The organism is uncultured Gordonia sp. (assembly GCF_937858515.1).
In the GTDB taxonomy this organism is placed as follows: Bacteria; Actinomycetota; Actinomycetes; order Mycobacteriales; family Mycobacteriaceae; genus Gordonia.
The window spans coordinates 1-14,099 of record NZ_CALLZT010000023.1; the positions used below are offsets into that span (position 1 = coordinate 1).

At 66.6% G+C, this 14,099-nt stretch carries 13 protein-coding genes; 4 read left to right on the forward strand and 9 right to left on the reverse strand.

All coding sequences use genetic code 11. From position 1 onward, the window contains the following. The first annotated feature begins 19 nt into the window (after positions 1-19). From Q0627_RS01745 to Q0627_RS01755, 3 genes are all read left to right on the forward strand, one after another. Complete coding sequence (locus Q0627_RS01745) at positions 20-1,318, forward strand: fatty acid desaturase (protein WP_291019629.1); 1,299 nt, start codon at positions 20-22, stop codon at positions 1,316-1,318. Positions 1,319-1,473: 155 nt separating this feature from the next. Further along, positions 1,474-2,700 (forward strand): acyl-CoA desaturase, encoded by a 1,227-nt coding sequence (locus Q0627_RS01750; protein ID WP_291019633.1) that lies wholly within the window; start codon positions 1,474-1,476, stop codon positions 2,698-2,700. A 31-nt stretch (positions 2,701-2,731) separates the two neighbouring features. After that, positions 2,732-3,280 (forward strand): nitroreductase family protein, encoded by a 549-nt coding sequence (locus tag Q0627_RS01755; protein ID WP_291019635.1) that lies wholly within the window; start codon positions 2,732-2,734, stop codon positions 3,278-3,280. Here Q0627_RS01755 and rsgA read toward each other — a convergent pair. The 5 genes from rsgA to Q0627_RS01780 form a co-directional block, all read right to left on the reverse strand. Then, positions 3,261-4,331, reverse strand: coding sequence for a ribosome small subunit-dependent GTPase A (gene rsgA / locus Q0627_RS01760; protein ID WP_291019637.1), 1,071 nt, complete (start codon positions 4,329-4,331; stop codon positions 3,261-3,263). The two genes, Q0627_RS01755 and rsgA, sit on opposite strands and share 20 nt — an antisense overlap. Before the next feature lie 340 nt (positions 4,332-4,671). Then, positions 4,672-5,937, reverse strand: a complete 1,266-nt coding sequence (gene aroA / locus Q0627_RS01765; protein ID WP_298807386.1) for a 3-phosphoshikimate 1-carboxyvinyltransferase — start codon at positions 5,935-5,937, stop codon at positions 4,672-4,674. Positions 5,938-5,967: 30 nt separating this feature from the next. After that, positions 5,968-6,351, reverse strand: coding sequence for a VOC family protein (locus Q0627_RS01770; RefSeq protein ID WP_291019640.1), 384 nt, complete (start codon positions 6,349-6,351; stop codon positions 5,968-5,970). A 4-nt stretch (positions 6,352-6,355) separates the two neighbouring features. After that, entirely contained in the window at positions 6,356-6,577 is a 222-nt protein-coding gene (locus tag Q0627_RS01775) for a hypothetical protein (RefSeq protein WP_291019643.1), read from the reverse strand. Between the two features lie 17 nt (positions 6,578-6,594). Next, on the reverse strand, positions 6,595-8,280 hold the full coding sequence (locus Q0627_RS01780; RefSeq protein ID WP_291019646.1) for a nucleobase:cation symporter-2 family protein: 1,686 nt from the start codon (positions 8,278-8,280) through the stop codon (positions 6,595-6,597). Between the two features lie 290 nt (positions 8,281-8,570). On the opposite strand from Q0627_RS01780, the gene Q0627_RS01785 reads away from it, so the two are divergent. Then, positions 8,571-9,209 carry a TetR/AcrR family transcriptional regulator gene (locus Q0627_RS01785; protein ID WP_291019649.1) on the forward strand — a complete coding sequence of 213 codons (639 nt, stop codon included), beginning with the start codon at positions 8,571-8,573 and terminating at the stop codon, positions 9,207-9,209. Positions 9,210-9,263: 54 nt separating this feature from the next. On the opposite strand, the gene Q0627_RS01790 is transcribed toward Q0627_RS01785, so the two are convergent. The 4 genes from Q0627_RS01790 to Q0627_RS01805 form a co-directional block, all read right to left on the reverse strand. After that, complete coding sequence (locus tag Q0627_RS01790) at positions 9,264-10,808, reverse strand: PH domain-containing protein (RefSeq protein ID WP_291019652.1); 1,545 nt, start codon at positions 10,806-10,808, stop codon at positions 9,264-9,266. Continuing rightward, the gene (locus tag Q0627_RS01795; RefSeq protein WP_291019655.1) at positions 10,795-11,307 is read right to left on the reverse strand and encodes a PH domain-containing protein; all 513 of its coding nucleotides are present in this window, start codon (positions 11,305-11,307) and stop codon (positions 10,795-10,797) included. Before Q0627_RS01795 ends, Q0627_RS01790 begins: the two co-directional genes overlap by 14 nt. Positions 11,308-11,455: 148 nt before the next feature. After that, positions 11,456-12,217: an SDR family NAD(P)-dependent oxidoreductase gene (locus tag Q0627_RS01800; RefSeq protein WP_291019657.1), complete on the reverse strand. Its 762-nt coding sequence runs from the start codon at positions 12,215-12,217 to the stop codon at positions 11,456-11,458. A 31-nt stretch (positions 12,218-12,248) separates the two neighbouring features. Beyond that, a complete protein-coding gene (locus tag Q0627_RS01805) occupies positions 12,249-14,030 on the reverse strand; it encodes an acyl-CoA dehydrogenase (RefSeq protein ID WP_291019659.1) in 1,782 nt (593 codons plus the stop codon). Positions 14,031-14,099 lie beyond the last annotated feature (69 nt).

The window sequence follows — 14,099 nt, forward strand, 5'->3', positions numbered from 1 at the left end:
TTGGAGATAGACGGAAACGATGGCGATCACTGACATCCCCGAGTACGCGCACCTGTCCGAGTCGGACATCGAGGCGCTGTGCGTGGAGCTCGACGCGATCCGGGCGGACATCGAGGCCGACCGCGGCGAGCGCGACGCGCGCTATCTGCGCAATACGATCCGCTTCCAGCGAGGACTCGAACTCGCCGGGCGCGTACTGATCGCCGGTTCCACCAAGCGGTCACTCTGGTGGGCCGGCGCGTCGACGCTCGGCGTCGCCAAGATCGTCGAGAATATGGAACTCGGCCACAACGTGATGCACGGGCAGTGGGACTGGATGAACGACCCGGAGGTGCACTCCACCTCCTGGGAATGGGACATCACCGGCCCGTCGGCGCACTGGAAGCACACCCACAACTACATCCATCACAAGTACACCAACGTGCTCGGGATGGACGATGATGTGGGCTACGGCGTCCTGCGCGTGACCCGCGACCAGCGGTGGCGCCCCTACTACCTCGGCAACATCGTCTACAACACGCTCCTGGCGTTGCTGTTCCAGTGGGGTGTGGCCGTGCAGCACCTCGAGCTGGGCCGCAAGCGCAAGACCCCCGAGGCCAAGGCCGAGCTGCGGCGCGATCTGGCCGAGGTCGGCGCGAAGGCCGGCCGGCAGGTGGCCAAGGACTACGTGGTGTACCCGGCGCTCGTCGCGGCCACCACCGGCACCAAGGTCGGCCGTCGCCGGGCCTTCGCCAAGGCCGCCACGGCGAATGCGATGGCCAATGTCATCCGCAATGTGTGGACCAACGCGGTCATCTTCTGCGGGCACTTCCCCGACGGCGCCGAGAAGTTCACCAAGCAGGACGTCGACTCCGAGACCCAAGGTGAGTGGTACCTGCGGCAGATGCTCGGCAGCGCCAACTTCCGGTGCGGTCCGGTGCTGGCGTTTATGAGCGGCAACCTTTCGTACCAGATCGAGCACCATATCTTCCCGGACCTGCCGAGCAACCGGCTCGCCGAGATCTCCGTGCGGGTGCAGGCACTCTGCGACAAGTACGACCTGCCCTACACCACCGGCTCGTTCCTGCTGCAGTACCTCAAGTCGTGGCGCACCATCGCCAAGCTGTCGCTTCCGGACAAGTACCTGACGGCGACCCGCGACGACGCCCCTGAAACCGCCTCCGAGAAGCGGTTCGAGGGCGAGTTCCCCGAGGGTGTGCGCCTGCACAGCACCATCGATCCGGCCACCGGCCGCCGGCGCGGCCTTCGCTCGGCCATCGCCTCGCTGCGGGGCAAGGGCCGTAAATCGGAGGGCATCGTCACCAGGCAGGCCGCCTAGGGAGTGTCTGCCCAGCCGTCATAAACCCCACCGATACGCCGAGGCATCGACACTATTGTGATGCCTCGGCGTATCGGTGGGGTTCATGACAGGAGCCGTTGGGTGAGAGGAGGCTCGCAAGCCGGGCATCGAAGACTCAGGGCATACTTGTAGCAATGGCGATTTCCGATATCAACACCTACGCGCATCTCACCGATGCCGACGTCGAGGCTCTGGGACATGAACTCGACGCGATTCGTCGTGAGATCGAGGCGGACCGCGGTCTGCGTGACGTCCGGTACCTACACCGGACGATCAAGCTGCAGCGCTTCCTCGAACTCTCCGGGCGGGTCGTGCTGCTCGGCAGCAACCGCAGATCGCTGTGGCTGCTGGGGACCACCGCGCTCGGGCTGGCCAAGATCATCGAGAACATGGAACTCGGGCACAACGTGATGCACGGGCAATGGGACTGGATGAACGACCCCGAGGTCCATTCGACCACCTACGAGTGGGATATGGTGTGCGCGTCACCGCACTGGAAGCATTCCCACAATTACATTCATCACAAATACACCAACGTGCTCGGGATGGACGACGACGTGGGCTACAAGGTTCTGCGCGTCACCCGCGACGAACCGTGGGCACCGCGGCGGCTATTTCAGCCGATCTCCAACCTCGTGCTCGCCTCCACCTTCGAATGGGGTATCGGCCTGCACGATATCGGCCTCCGTGAGATCATCGACGGTGAAAAGCCGAAGGACGTGGGTATTCCGCAGCTGAAGCTGTTCGGGCGCAAGATCATTCGTCAGGTCGGCAAGGACTACGTACTTTATCCCGCGCTGACCGGACCCAATTTCTTCCACACGCTCACCGCCAATGCCACCGCAAATCTGATCCGCAATCTGTGGGCGTACGTGGTGATCTTCTGTGGCCATTTCCCCGACGGTGCCGAGAAATTCACGATCGACACTCTAGAACACGAGACGCAGGGTCAGTGGTATCTGCGGCAGATGCTCGGCAGTGCCAATTTTCATGCCGGTCCGGTGATGGCGTTCATGTCGGGCAACCTGTGCTACCAGATCGAACATCACCTTTTCCCCGATCTGCCGAGCAACCGGCTCGCCGAGATCTCGGTGCGGGTTCAGCAACTGTGCGAGAAGTACGACCTGCCCTACACCACCGGATCACTGCCGGTGCAGTACCTCAAGACGCTGCGCACCATCAACAAGCTCGCGCTGCCCGACCAGATGCTGCACGACACCGCCGACGACGCCCCCGAAACCGCGTCCGAGCGGCGCTTCGCCGCGCTCCCGAAGCCGCAGGGGCTGCGGATATCCGGCGGACTCAAGACGGCGATCGCGCAATCGCGTGAGCAGCGCAGGCAGCGCAAGGTCCGGAGGTAGCGGCGCTCCCGCGGGTGGGTAGGCTGGCCCGATGGGATCCGAGACCGTGGCAACCGTCCGTGATGCGATGCTGGAGCGCGTCTCCTGGCCCAAGGTGACCGACGACGCCCCCGACCACGACGAGCTCGTCGGCCTGGTCGCCGCGGCCGGCCGGGTCGCAGATCATGCAGGTCTCACGCCGTGGCGGCTGATCGAGTTGCGCGAGGACGACAGGGTTCGGCTCGGCGCCGCGTTCACCGAGGTCCTCGGTCACGACGGATCGGCGGACAAGCCGCTGCGCGCCCCGCTGCTCATCGCGATCGTGTCCAGCACCAAACCCCACCCCAAGGTTCCCGACTGGGAACAGGAAGCGGTGGCCGCCGGCGTCGGCCACGCGTTGAGCCTGCTGCTCGACGAAGCCGGCTACGGCGTCATCTGGCGCACCGGACCGTTCACCCACGCCGAACCCGTCGCCCGCCTACATGGCCTCGGCGAGAACGAAAAACTCCTCGGCTGGCTCTATGTCGGTGGCAAGCCCGACATGGCTCGTGCCGGCCACCCCGTCGACGCCGAACAGTTTCTCACCCGCCTGCCGGTATAGGCGGATCGGCTTCGGGATCGTCGGCGTGCTGCGTGCCCGAGGTGACCGCGATCAGCAATTGACGCACCGCCATCGCCCGGCGCAGCGAATGGCCCGACAACGCGTCGAGCGCGCATTCCGGGTCGGCCGGCGGGCCGAGATGTGAACAGCCACGCGGGCATTCGTCGATGGTGTCGCGCAGGTCGGCGAACGCGTCGACGATGTCGTCGGGGCCCACGTGGGCCAGCCCGAAGGACCGGATTCCAGGTGTGTCTACGACCCAGCCGTCACATTTCCCCGTCGCTTCGCTCGCCCCGTTTCCGTCCGGCAGTGGCAGGGCCACCGACTGGGTGGAGGTGTGCCGTCCCTTGCCGACTCCGGATACCACTCCGGTGGCCCGATCTGCCTCGGGGACAAGACGATTCACCAGCGTCGACTTGCCGACGCCGGAATGCCCGATCAGTGCGGTGATCTTCCCGGACAGTATCGCGGTCACCTCGGTGAGATCGTCGTCGCGGCCGGCGATGACCACCGGCAGATCCAGATCGGCGAATGCCGCGGCGAAGTCGGCCGGATCGGCCAGATCCGACTTGGTCAGACACAGGATCGGTGACAGTCCACCCACGTACGCGGCGGCCAGGGCACGTTCGACGAAACCGGTGCGCGGTGGCGGATCGGCCAGCGCCGTCACGATCAGCAGTTGATCGGCATTGGCGACGACGATCCGCTCATATGGATCGGTGTCGTCTGCAGTGCGCCGCAACACCGTCGAGCGATCGGCAACCTTCACGATCCGGGCGAGCGTGTCCTTGCGGCCCGTCAGGTCGCCGACGACGCCGACCTGATCGCCCACGACCACCGGTGTTCGGCCCAACTCGCGTGCCCGCATCGCCACCACCCGGCGGTCGGGGTCGCCGCCGATCACACACCCCCAGCGGCCCCGGTCCACCGACACCACCATCGCCTCGGCTGCATCATCATGTGCCGGACGGGTTTTCGTCCTCGGCCGACTGCCCTTGCCCGGCCGCACCCGAACATCGGACTCGTCGTAACTGGTCGCTGCTCGCCTCATTTCGCGGCTCGCGTCGAGGTTGAGGTGGTTGCGTCAGGTTCGAAAGGTCGCCGGACCCTTCGCGACCCTCGCTCCTTCGTCGCATCGGCCTCAGGGATCAAGATGTGTGGTTGGCTTGTTGTGGCTTTGGCCTCAGGGATCAAGATGTGTGGTTGGCTTGTTGTGGCTTTGGCCTCAGGGATCAAGATGCGTGGTTGCCTTGTTGCGGGTTTGGGCTTGAGGCGGCGTGACGGGCGTCTTGATCCCTGAGGAGCTGTCGGGCGAGCTTGCGAGCCGACTGCGACGCGTTGGGTCCGGTGAGATGGGGCTCCCAACGGCTGTACGACGGTCCTTGGAGAGATCAAGCGGCGCCTGCGATCATCTGGTGCCACATGGCGGGGAAGTCGGGGAGGGGTTTGGCGGGGGTCTCGATGTCGTCGACGTCGACATCGTCGGTGACCAGGCCGATGAGCGCGCCGGCGGTGGCCATGCGGTGATCGGCGTACGAGAGCCAGTGGCCACCGTGCAGCGGTGCGGGCTCGATGCGCAGGCCGTCGTCGGTTTCGGTGACCTTGCCGCCGAGCCGGTTGATCTCGGTGGCCAGCGCCTCCAGCCGGTTGGTTTCATGCCCGCGCAGGTGCGCAATCCCCGAGAGCACCGACGTGCCGTCGGCCAGGGCCGCTAGGGCCGCGATGGTCGGGGTCAGTTCGCCGATGTCGTGCAGGTCGATACTGATGGGGGACAGTCGGTCCGGGCCGTCCACCGTCAGCAGACCGCCGGAAAGCGTTACTTCACAACCCATGTCGCGCAGCACGTCGGTGATCTGGGCACCCGGCTGGGTGGTCACGGCGGGCCAGTATGGAACGGTGACGGTCCCACCGGTGGCAGCGGCGGCCGCCAAAAACGCTGCGGCATTGGACAAATCGGGTTCGATAACCCAGTCGACGGCCTTGATCGGCCCGGGCGCCACCCGCCACGTGTTGGCTTCGGAGGTGTCCACCGCCACCCCGGCAGTCCTGAGCATGTCGACGGTCATGTCGATGTGCGGCGTCGACGGCACCGGCTTGCCCACATGATGCACGGTGACACCGTCGTCGAACCTCGGCGCCGACAGCAGCAGCCCCGACACGAATTGCGACGACGCCGATGCGTCGATGGTCACCGCGCCACCGGCGGCGCGGCCGGTGCCGTTGACCGTGAACGGCAGCGCGTCGCCATCGACGTCCACCCCCAGCACCCGCAATGCGCCGAGGATCGTCGACTGCGGCCGGGATCGTGCCTGCTCGTCGGCGTCGAAGCGGACCGGTCCGTCGGCGAACGCGGCGACCGGCGGCAGGAATCGCATGACCGTGCCGGCGAGACCGCAGTACACGTCGGCGCCGTGCAGCGGGGCAGGGGTCAGGGTGACGGTCGTGGGGGTCTCACCCGACTCGATGTCCACCCCCAGCGCCGCGAGCGCGCCGAGCATGAGGTCGGTGTCGCGGCTGCGCAGTACCCCGCGCACCGTCGAGGGCCCGTCGGCCAGTGCCGCCAGGATCAGGGCGCGATTGGTGATGGACTTGGATCCGGGCAACTCGACGGTCGCCGTCACCGGCCCGGTGACCCTGGGGGCACGCCATACTGTCATTCGTTCAGTCTGTCATCACCGGGTATTCCGCTACGTCCGCAGGTCGCGGCGCAGCGGATGGTCCTCGGGGATCTCGACGACGATCAGCGTGCGGCCGTCGGGGTCGGCGATGTGCATCTCGATCAGGCCCCACGGTTCGGTGACCGGTTCGCGGGTCACGGTCACGCCGGCGTCGCGCAGTTGCTTCTCGGTGCCTGCGATGTCACGGACCTGCAACCACAGTGCCGCCCCGGACGTGCCGACCTGTTCGGCCGACATGTGTCCGGGCACCTCGATGAACCCGGACCCGGCGTGGAAGACGATCCCGCCGGGATACTCGCGGGCCACCGCGAGGCCGAGCTGGTCGCGGTAGAACCGTTGCAACCGAACCGGGTCGGGCGAGCGCAGCAGGACCCGACTGATCAGGACCTCCATCCGCTCACCTGCCCTCGGTGGCGCCACCGCTGCCACCCACGGCATGGCCCCGGTCGATGGGTGCCGACGTGCGCGCGGCATCGTAGATCGCCTTCTCCCGGGTGATGCGATCCGTCTCACCGATCGGCTTGGCGTCGCCGAATGCGAACGGCGACTCCTGCTCGTAGGTGTGCGGAACGTCCGGGTCGGGTTCGGGCGCGGGCTGGGGATGATCTGAGCTGGACATACCTTCCACGATAGGCGTCACTGGCTGCCGCGTTTGGAGAAGTCGCCGTGGGTGTAGCCGTCCCACTTCTCGAACAGCCGCAACACCTTCGGATCACCGAGGCTCTTGATCCAGTCGCACAGTTCCTTGGGTGCCGACGGGTTGGTGACGATGAACGGGTGCAGACCCTCGTCCCGTTGCGCCAGGTACCGCAAGGTCTCCTCGGTGGTCGCCGGGTCGGCGGCCAGCAGTGCGTCGCGGGGGTCGAACGCCGGGCCGCGCGGGGCGTCGGAGGCCGACGGCGCGACATCGATCTCGCCGGTGTTGTGGTAGTCGACAGGGTCGATCGAGGTGGATTTGGTGTTGAGCAACAGGTTCAGGATGATCGCGCACAGTGCGCCCGCCGAGATGCCCGAGTGGAAGATGGTCTGGAACCAGTCCGGGAACTGGTGGTACAGGTCCAGTTTCACGTTCACCGGCTCGTCACCGGAACGGTCGGTGTAGTACAGGCTCGCCTCGGTCAGCAATGCCACACCGATCGAGATGGCCACCACCAGGATGTTGGTGTTGTTGAACTTGACCTTGGACAGGGTCCGGATGCCGCTGGCCGCGACCATGCCGAACAGTGCGACACCGGCGCCGCCGAGCACCGGCTGCGGGATGCCCTCGACGATCGCGCCCATCTTGGGTAGCAGACCGAAGATCACCAGGATGGCGCCGGCGCACGTCGCGACGTGCCGGGTCCGCACGCCGGTGATGGCCACCAGACCGACGTTCTGCGCGAACGCGGTGTACGGGAACGTGTTGAACACGCCGCCGAGGACGGTGCCCAGTCCGTCGGCGCGCATACCGTCGGCAAGTTTCTGCGGGGTGATCTTCTTGTCGACGATCTCGCCGACGGCGACGATGTCGCCGGTGGTCTCGGTCATGATCACGATGGCGACGATGATCATCGAGATGATGGCGCTGAGCTGGAACTCGGGCAGACCGAACTGGAACGGCTGGGGAATGCCGACCCAGGCGTTCTCGCCGACGGCATCCCAGTTGGGCAGGCCGAACGGAATGGAGATCAGGGTGCCGATGATCAGGCCGAGCAGCACCGACACCCGGCGGATCGAGTCGGGCGCAAACCGTTCGATGGCCAGGATGATGACCAGCGTGCCGAAACCGAACGCGATCGCCTTGGGCTCACCGAAGTCCTCGCCCTTGGCGGTTCCGCCGCCGAACCAGCCGGCCGCCACCCGCATCAGTGACACACCGATGATCACGATGATGGTGCCGGTCACCAGCGGCGGGAAGAATCTGACCAGCTTTCCGATGACCGGAGCCATGACGATCATGAAGACACCCGAGGCGATCACCGCGCCGTAGATGGCGGTGATGCCGTGGCTGGTGCCGATGGTGATCATCGGGCCGACGGCCGCGAACGTCACACCCTGCATCAGCGGCAGTCGCACACCGAATCGCCAGAATCCGACCGACTGGATCAGCGTGGCGATGCCGGCCACGAACAGGTCGGCCATGATGAGGTGGACGATGTCGCCCTCTTCGAGCTGGCCGGCGCTGACCATCGCGCCGCCGACGATGAGCGGAACCGCCACCGCGCCCGCGTACATCGCGAGGACATGCTGCAAGCCGAGCGGGAACAGTTTGATGAACGGGGGGATCTCGTCAACGGGATGCGGGGTCGCTTTGCCGTTTTTGATCATGTCGAGGACAGCCATGGGAATGGTGTACGGCCGCGTTGTTTCGGCCGCACCGCTCGCACGTGACGTCGGTGTTTCCCGCGGAATATATTGCCCGCGGGCGCGTCGCACCGTCGGCGACCATGACTGGCAGACCCGGGTGATAGGGTGTTTGACCATTCCGGGATGCGGCGATGAGCAGTGGCGATCCGCTGTCCCCTGACCGGTAGACGGCGCACGACGCAGGGCATGCGGACGCATGACGGGACCTGACAGACGGCAACCTGACAGATGACCCTGAGATATGACAGAGCGGAGCAGCCGTGCAGATGACCGATGCCTTTGACCTCGACTGGGCGGGTCTGCGCCGTATTCCGCAGCAGGCACGCAGCCGCGAGCGGCTGATGCAGGTGCTGGCCGCGGCCGACCGCATCCTCGTCGCCGAAGGCCCGGCGGTGCTGACCACCACCCGCGTCGCCGAGGAGGCGGGCGTGTCGGTGGCCTCGCTGTACCAGTATCTGCCCGACCGGGACGCGATCATCGAGACCCTGGCCGAAACCTATCTGCATCGTCTGGAGAACCGGATGAACGGGCTGCTCCGGTCGGCGGGTCAGCGGACGTGGTCCGATCCGGTCGGAATCCTGTTCGACGCGTTCGTCGACGCCTACCGCTCCGAGGACGGCTTCCGGGCGTTGTGGTTCAGCCGGTCGCTGACGGATGCGACGCAGGCGGCCGACCGAGAACACAAGCGGCGGATGGCCGAGATGCTGCGCCAGATCCTGATGCAGCAGGGCATCCCGGATTCGCTGCGGCTCGACGTGGTGGCCCGGTCGGCGCATCTGGTGGCAGACACCATGCTGCAGGAGGCTTTTCGTACGGATCCCGACGGCGATGCGGCGCTGATCGAGGAGGCCAAGACGATCCTGCGCGGCTACCTGCGTGAATACCTGGCCACAGCGGAGTTGTAAGACGGTGTCATGCGGTGGATCCGAGCCAGGTCCTGGCTCGGATCCACCGCACAGTCACCGGTGCAGAAACGGCTCGATGAGGCCGGGTGAGATCTCGGCGGCCAGTGCGCTTGCGTCGTCGCCGTGGATGTCGACGATGCGGTAGGCCTCGGTGCCGGCGGCGCTGGCCGCGACCAGGGTGACCAGCCCCTGACGACGCTGGAACCACGACGCGCGTACCGACCAGCCGATGATGCCGTCGTCGTGCAGCAGGTAGCGTTGCCGGGCGGCTGTCGGCGGTGCGATCACGAGTGAGTGGTCGGTGAGCCGGTGGCCGAGGTTGCGATAGCGCAGTTCGCCGAGCGCGGCGCCCGCGCACGCCAGCACCACGAGGCCGGTGATGGCCACTGTGAGCGGTAGCCATCCCAGCGCCCACGCGATGAGCGGGATCACTGATACGGCCAAGGCACTCGCGACGGTGCGGGTGATGCGGCGGCGCCGAGCGGCCGGTGGGTGCGGTTTCAGCGCTCCATGATCGCCAGGTCGATCTGGAATGGTGTGTTGCGGCGGGAATTGGGCGGCATCACCGCCTGCTCCGAACACCGCCCGGCCGACGCGTCCGACCACTTCGGTGGGTGTCAGGGGCAGTAGTAGCGGCTGCTTGTCCGCACCGGTCGCGATGGCATGCAACCGGGCCCCTCGTAACGGCCGCATCAGCGGTGGCTCGTGAATGCGGATGCCGCGGATCCGCTTCTCATCCAGTGTCGTCGACGTGGTGGTGAGTAGGCCTCGTCGTATTCGGAGCGTGCCGTCGCGATGCCGGGACAGCAGGAAATGACCGAACTCGAACAGGTAGGACAGCACCGACGCCGCGGCTCCGAAGACGATGACCGCGACTGCGATGCTCACTGTGAGAGATATCGACAGGTCGCTGGGCAGATCCCACGACCCCGACCTTTCCTCGTCCGGCCGGGCGACTTCATAGGCCAGTCGCGCACCGATCATGAGAGCCGCCGCGGCGACGGTGAAGCCGAGGTTCGAGAACGCCGCGAAACGCAACCAGCGCGGTTCGAAACCGGCGAGGGGGACAGCGACGTCCGGGGCTTGGCCGTTATCGGGGCTGTCGGGGTCGGCGGTGTCGGGGGCGGCGGGTGTTCCGGTGGGCATGAGATAGTCGCGCAGCGCGATCGCGTATTGCTTGCGGACGCAGTACAGCACCACCGCTGACGACGACGCGTCGGCACCGGTTCTGATTGTCACCGTTTCCAGGCCGAGCACGCGGTTCAGCGGTGACGCGGTGGTCTCGACGCTGCGGATGCGGTCGCGGCGCGCGGTGGCCGCTTTGCGCCTGATCACGCCGCTGCGGACCCGGACGTGCTGGTCGGTGACCTGGTAGGTGGTGGCCAGCCATATCGGCACCGCGGCGACCACCGCGGCCAGTGCTCCCACGACAATGGGCACGATGCCGGGAATGCCCAGGAAAAGACTGGCCAGGCCGACGACGACGCCGAGAAACTGGGGTACCCGCCCGGGCGTCTCCTCGAGCATCATCCAGGCGGACAGACGATGCCAGTCGCCCGGGCCGTCGACCCGGGGTGTCTGCGGATCAGGTTGCGTCACCGGTGTGCCTCGCAGTGGCGATGGTGAGGTCGGCGGCCACCTGCGCGGCGGCCGCCGCATCGAGTCCGGCGATCCGGATGGTGCCGGCGGACGACGCGGTCGTCACGGTCACCGTGGCCAGTTTCAGGAGTTGTTCGAGCGGACCCGCTTCGGTGTCGACCACCTGGATTCGGGCGATCGGGATGATCACGGCGTGTCGGTTGAACCAGCCGGACTGGGTATAGACGGCGTCGGCGGACACCTCCCACCGATGGAATCGGTACCGCCACGCGGGCACCACCGCGACGAAGAAGGCGAGAACCAGGACCGCGGCAGCCAGCGTCAGGATCGGTATCCACCAGAACTCACCGGAGAATGCCGCCGCGATCAGCGCGCCGATCGCCACCGGCGCGGCAACGATCAGCGGAACGATCCGCCACAGAGTCTTGGCCCGCGGATCGACCCGGTGGGCCGGTTCCCGCAGGCTCGGGTGCACCGGGGATGTCGGTGTGGTTTCCATCACACACCATTATGGCGTCAGGAAGGGCGACTCCCGTGTCGCCCGTAGGGATGATCCCGCACGACCCCGACGCCCAGATTCGTCCTACATGGCGTTCCGTGAGGCACTATTCCATCGCGGAACGCCATGTCACCGGAAATTGTCCGGGTCAGCTGATGGTGATGCCGCCGTCTACGGGGATGGTCTGGCCGACTACGTAGCCGGCGGCGGGGGAGGCGAGCCAGATGGCGGTGGCGGCCAACTCCTCGGGGTCGCCGGTGCGTTGAAGGACGATGCGGGTGTTCTGGGCTTCGAGGTAGCCGGGCGGGTAGGCGTCGGTCATCTCGCTGGCGAAGAAGCCGGGGGCGATCGCGTTGACGCGGATGCCCTTCCGGTGTCCCCACTGCTGGGCCAGGTCGCGGGTCAGGCCGATCACGCCGGCCTTGCTGGAGGCGTACGCGGCCTGCGGGAGGCCGGCGGTTGTGATGCCCAGGACGCTGGCGATGTTGACGATCGCGCTGCCCGGCTTCATGATTCGGCCGCACGACTGGGCCATCCAGTAGCTGCCGTTCAGGTTCAGGTCGACGACCTGCCGGAACTGGTCGGGGGTTTCGCGGGTCGCCGGCACCGCGGTGCCCACGCCGGCGTTGTTGATCAGGATGTCGACGTGGCCGAACTCGGCCATCGCGGCGTCGACGACGGCCTGGCACTGCTCGGGATCGGTCACATCGGTCTGCACCGGCAGAGCCTTGCGGCCGGCGGCCTCGACGAGTTTGGCGGTGTCGGCGAGCTTCTCGACGCGCCGGGCGGCGAGCACCACGTCGGCGCCGGCCTCGGCGAATCCCTTCGCGAACGCGACGCCGAGACCCGACGAGGCGCCGGTCACGATCACGACCTTGTCGGTGAGGGAGAACCTGTCCAGAATTGTCATTGTGTCGGTTGACCTTTCGGGGTGTGGTGGATCAGAACCAGTCGGGTGAGGCGTCGAGGGTGGTGCGGTCTCCCGCGGCCACCAGATCGAACATCGGTCCCGTCTTGGGCAGCTCGTACCTGAAGAAGTATTGCGTCGCGGCTCGCTTGCCGTCGTAGAAATCGCCTTCTTTGCCCGCGGCGGCAAGGAATTGTTCCAGCCACAGCCAGGCCAGGACGGTGTGTCCGGTGGCCTCCAGGAACGCGGTGGCGTTGGCGAGCGCGACGGCAGGATCGCCGGCGGCCCACGCGGCCATGACGGTGGCGGGGATCCGGTCGGCGCTGGCGCGCAGCGTGGCGGCGTAACCGGCGGCGTCGCCTCCGGCGGCGGTGGCCCGCTCGATGGTCTCGGTGATGGTCTCGACCAGCGCCCGCAGCCCGGCGCCACCCTTCATCGTGAACTTGCGGCCCAGCAGGTCGATGGCCTGCACACCGTGCGTGCCCTCGTGAATCGGGTTGAGCCGGTTGTCGCGGTAGCACTGCTCGACGTCGAACTCCTTGGTGTACCCGTAGCCGCCGAGCACCTGGATCGCCAGATCGTTGGCGGTCAGGCACCACTGCGACGGCCAGCTCTTACTGATCGGCGTGATGACGTCGAGAAGCAGTGCGGCACGGGCGCGTTCGTCGTCATCGGTGGCGGTCGCGGCGCGGTCGACCAGGGTCGACGACCAAAGTCCTAGCGCCAGACCGCCTTCCACGTACGACTTCTGCGCCAGCAGCATCCGCTTGACGTCGGGATGTTCGATGATCGCCACTGGCTTGGACGCGGGATCCTTCGAGTCGACGGGACGGCCCTGCACGCGGGTCTTGGCGTACTCCAGCGACTGCAGGTAGCCGGCGTAACCGATTGCGGTGGCCAGGAATCCGACCCCGATCCGGGCCTCGTTCATCATGTGGAACATGTAGAACAGCCCCTTGTGCTCCTCACCCACGAGGTAGCCGACCGCACCGGATTCGTCGCCGACGGGGAAGGTGCCGTCACCGAAGTTGAGCAGGGTGTTGGTGGTGCCGCGCTGGCCCATCTTGTGATTCAGGCCCACCAGAGCGACGTCGTTGCGGGTGCCGTCTTGCAGGACCTTCGGCACGATGAACAGCGAGATGCCCTTGACACCCGGTCCGCCGCCCGGCGCCTTGGCCAGCACCAGATGCACGATGTTCTCGCCGAGTTCGTGATCGCCGGCCGAGATCCACATCTTGGTGCCCGACACCCGGTAGGTGCCGTCGCCGACGGGGGTGGCCTTGGTGGTGATGTCCGACAGCGACGATCCGGCGCCCGGCTCCGACAGGCACATCGTGCCGAAGTAGCGGCCTTCGAGCATCGGGCGCACCCACGTGTCGATCTGCTCGGGGGTGCCGTACTCGGCGAGCAGGTTGGCGTTGCCGACGGTCAGGAACGTGTACGACGACATCGCCGGGTTGGCGGCCTGGAACCAGGTCATCGCCGCCTGGTGGACGGTGGAGGGCAGGCTGCCGCCGTCGAGTTCCTCACCGAACGGTCCGGCGATCAGTCCGGCGGCGAGGAACTCGCGTACGCCGTCGGCGGTGGCGTCGGGCAGGACCACCTTGCCGTCGTCGCCGACATAGGGCTCGTTCTGGTCCAGGAGCTTGTTGAACGGCGCGTACTTCTTGATCGCGATGTCCTGCGCCAGGTCCAGGACGGCGTCGAAGGTGTCCTTCGAGTGGTCGGCGTAGCGCTGCGCCTTGGTGAACTGCTCGACATCGAGCCACTCGTACAGCAGGAAGTCGAGGTCGCGGCGGGAGATCGGGTCGGCCATGAAAACTCTCCTCGGGAGGATCTTGCGTCAACTAAGCGATCGCTCATAAAATGAGCACTCGCTTATGAT

Bases quoted from the DNA above. Each gene is read 5' to 3' on its own strand.
- Q0627_RS01750 (WP_291019633.1), top strand. From the start codon at position 1,474: ATGGCGATTTCCGATATCAACACCTACGCGCATCTCACCGATGCCGAC.
- aroA (WP_298807386.1), bottom strand. From the start codon at position 5,937: ATGACAGTATGGCGTGCCCCCAGGGTCACCGGGCCGGTGACGGCGACC.
- Q0627_RS01800 (WP_291019657.1), bottom strand. From the start codon at position 12,217: ATGACAATTCTGGACAGGTTCTCCCTCACCGACAAGGTCGTGATCGTG.
- Q0627_RS01745 (WP_291019629.1), top strand. From the start codon at position 20: ATGGCGATCACTGACATCCCCGAGTACGCGCACCTGTCCGAGTCGGAC.
- Q0627_RS01805 (WP_291019659.1), bottom strand. From the start codon at position 14,030: ATGGCCGACCCGATCTCCCGCCGCGACCTCGACTTCCTGCTGTACGAG.
- rsgA (WP_291019637.1), bottom strand. From the start codon at position 4,331: ATGAGGCGAGCAGCGACCAGTTACGACGAGTCCGATGTTCGGGTGCGG.
- Q0627_RS01775 (WP_291019643.1), bottom strand. From the start codon at position 6,577: ATGTCCAGCTCAGATCATCCCCAGCCCGCGCCCGAACCCGACCCGGAC.
- Q0627_RS01795 (WP_291019655.1), bottom strand. From the start codon at position 11,307: ATGGAAACCACACCGACATCCCCGGTGCACCCGAGCCTGCGGGAACCG.
- Q0627_RS01770 (WP_291019640.1), bottom strand. From the start codon at position 6,351: ATGGAGGTCCTGATCAGTCGGGTCCTGCTGCGCTCGCCCGACCCGGTT.
- Q0627_RS01755 (WP_291019635.1), top strand. From the start codon at position 2,732: ATGGGATCCGAGACCGTGGCAACCGTCCGTGATGCGATGCTGGAGCGC.
- Q0627_RS01780 (WP_291019646.1), bottom strand. From the start codon at position 8,280: ATGGCTGTCCTCGACATGATCAAAAACGGCAAAGCGACCCCGCATCCC.
- Q0627_RS01785 (WP_291019649.1), top strand. From the start codon at position 8,571: ATGACCGATGCCTTTGACCTCGACTGGGCGGGTCTGCGCCGTATTCCG.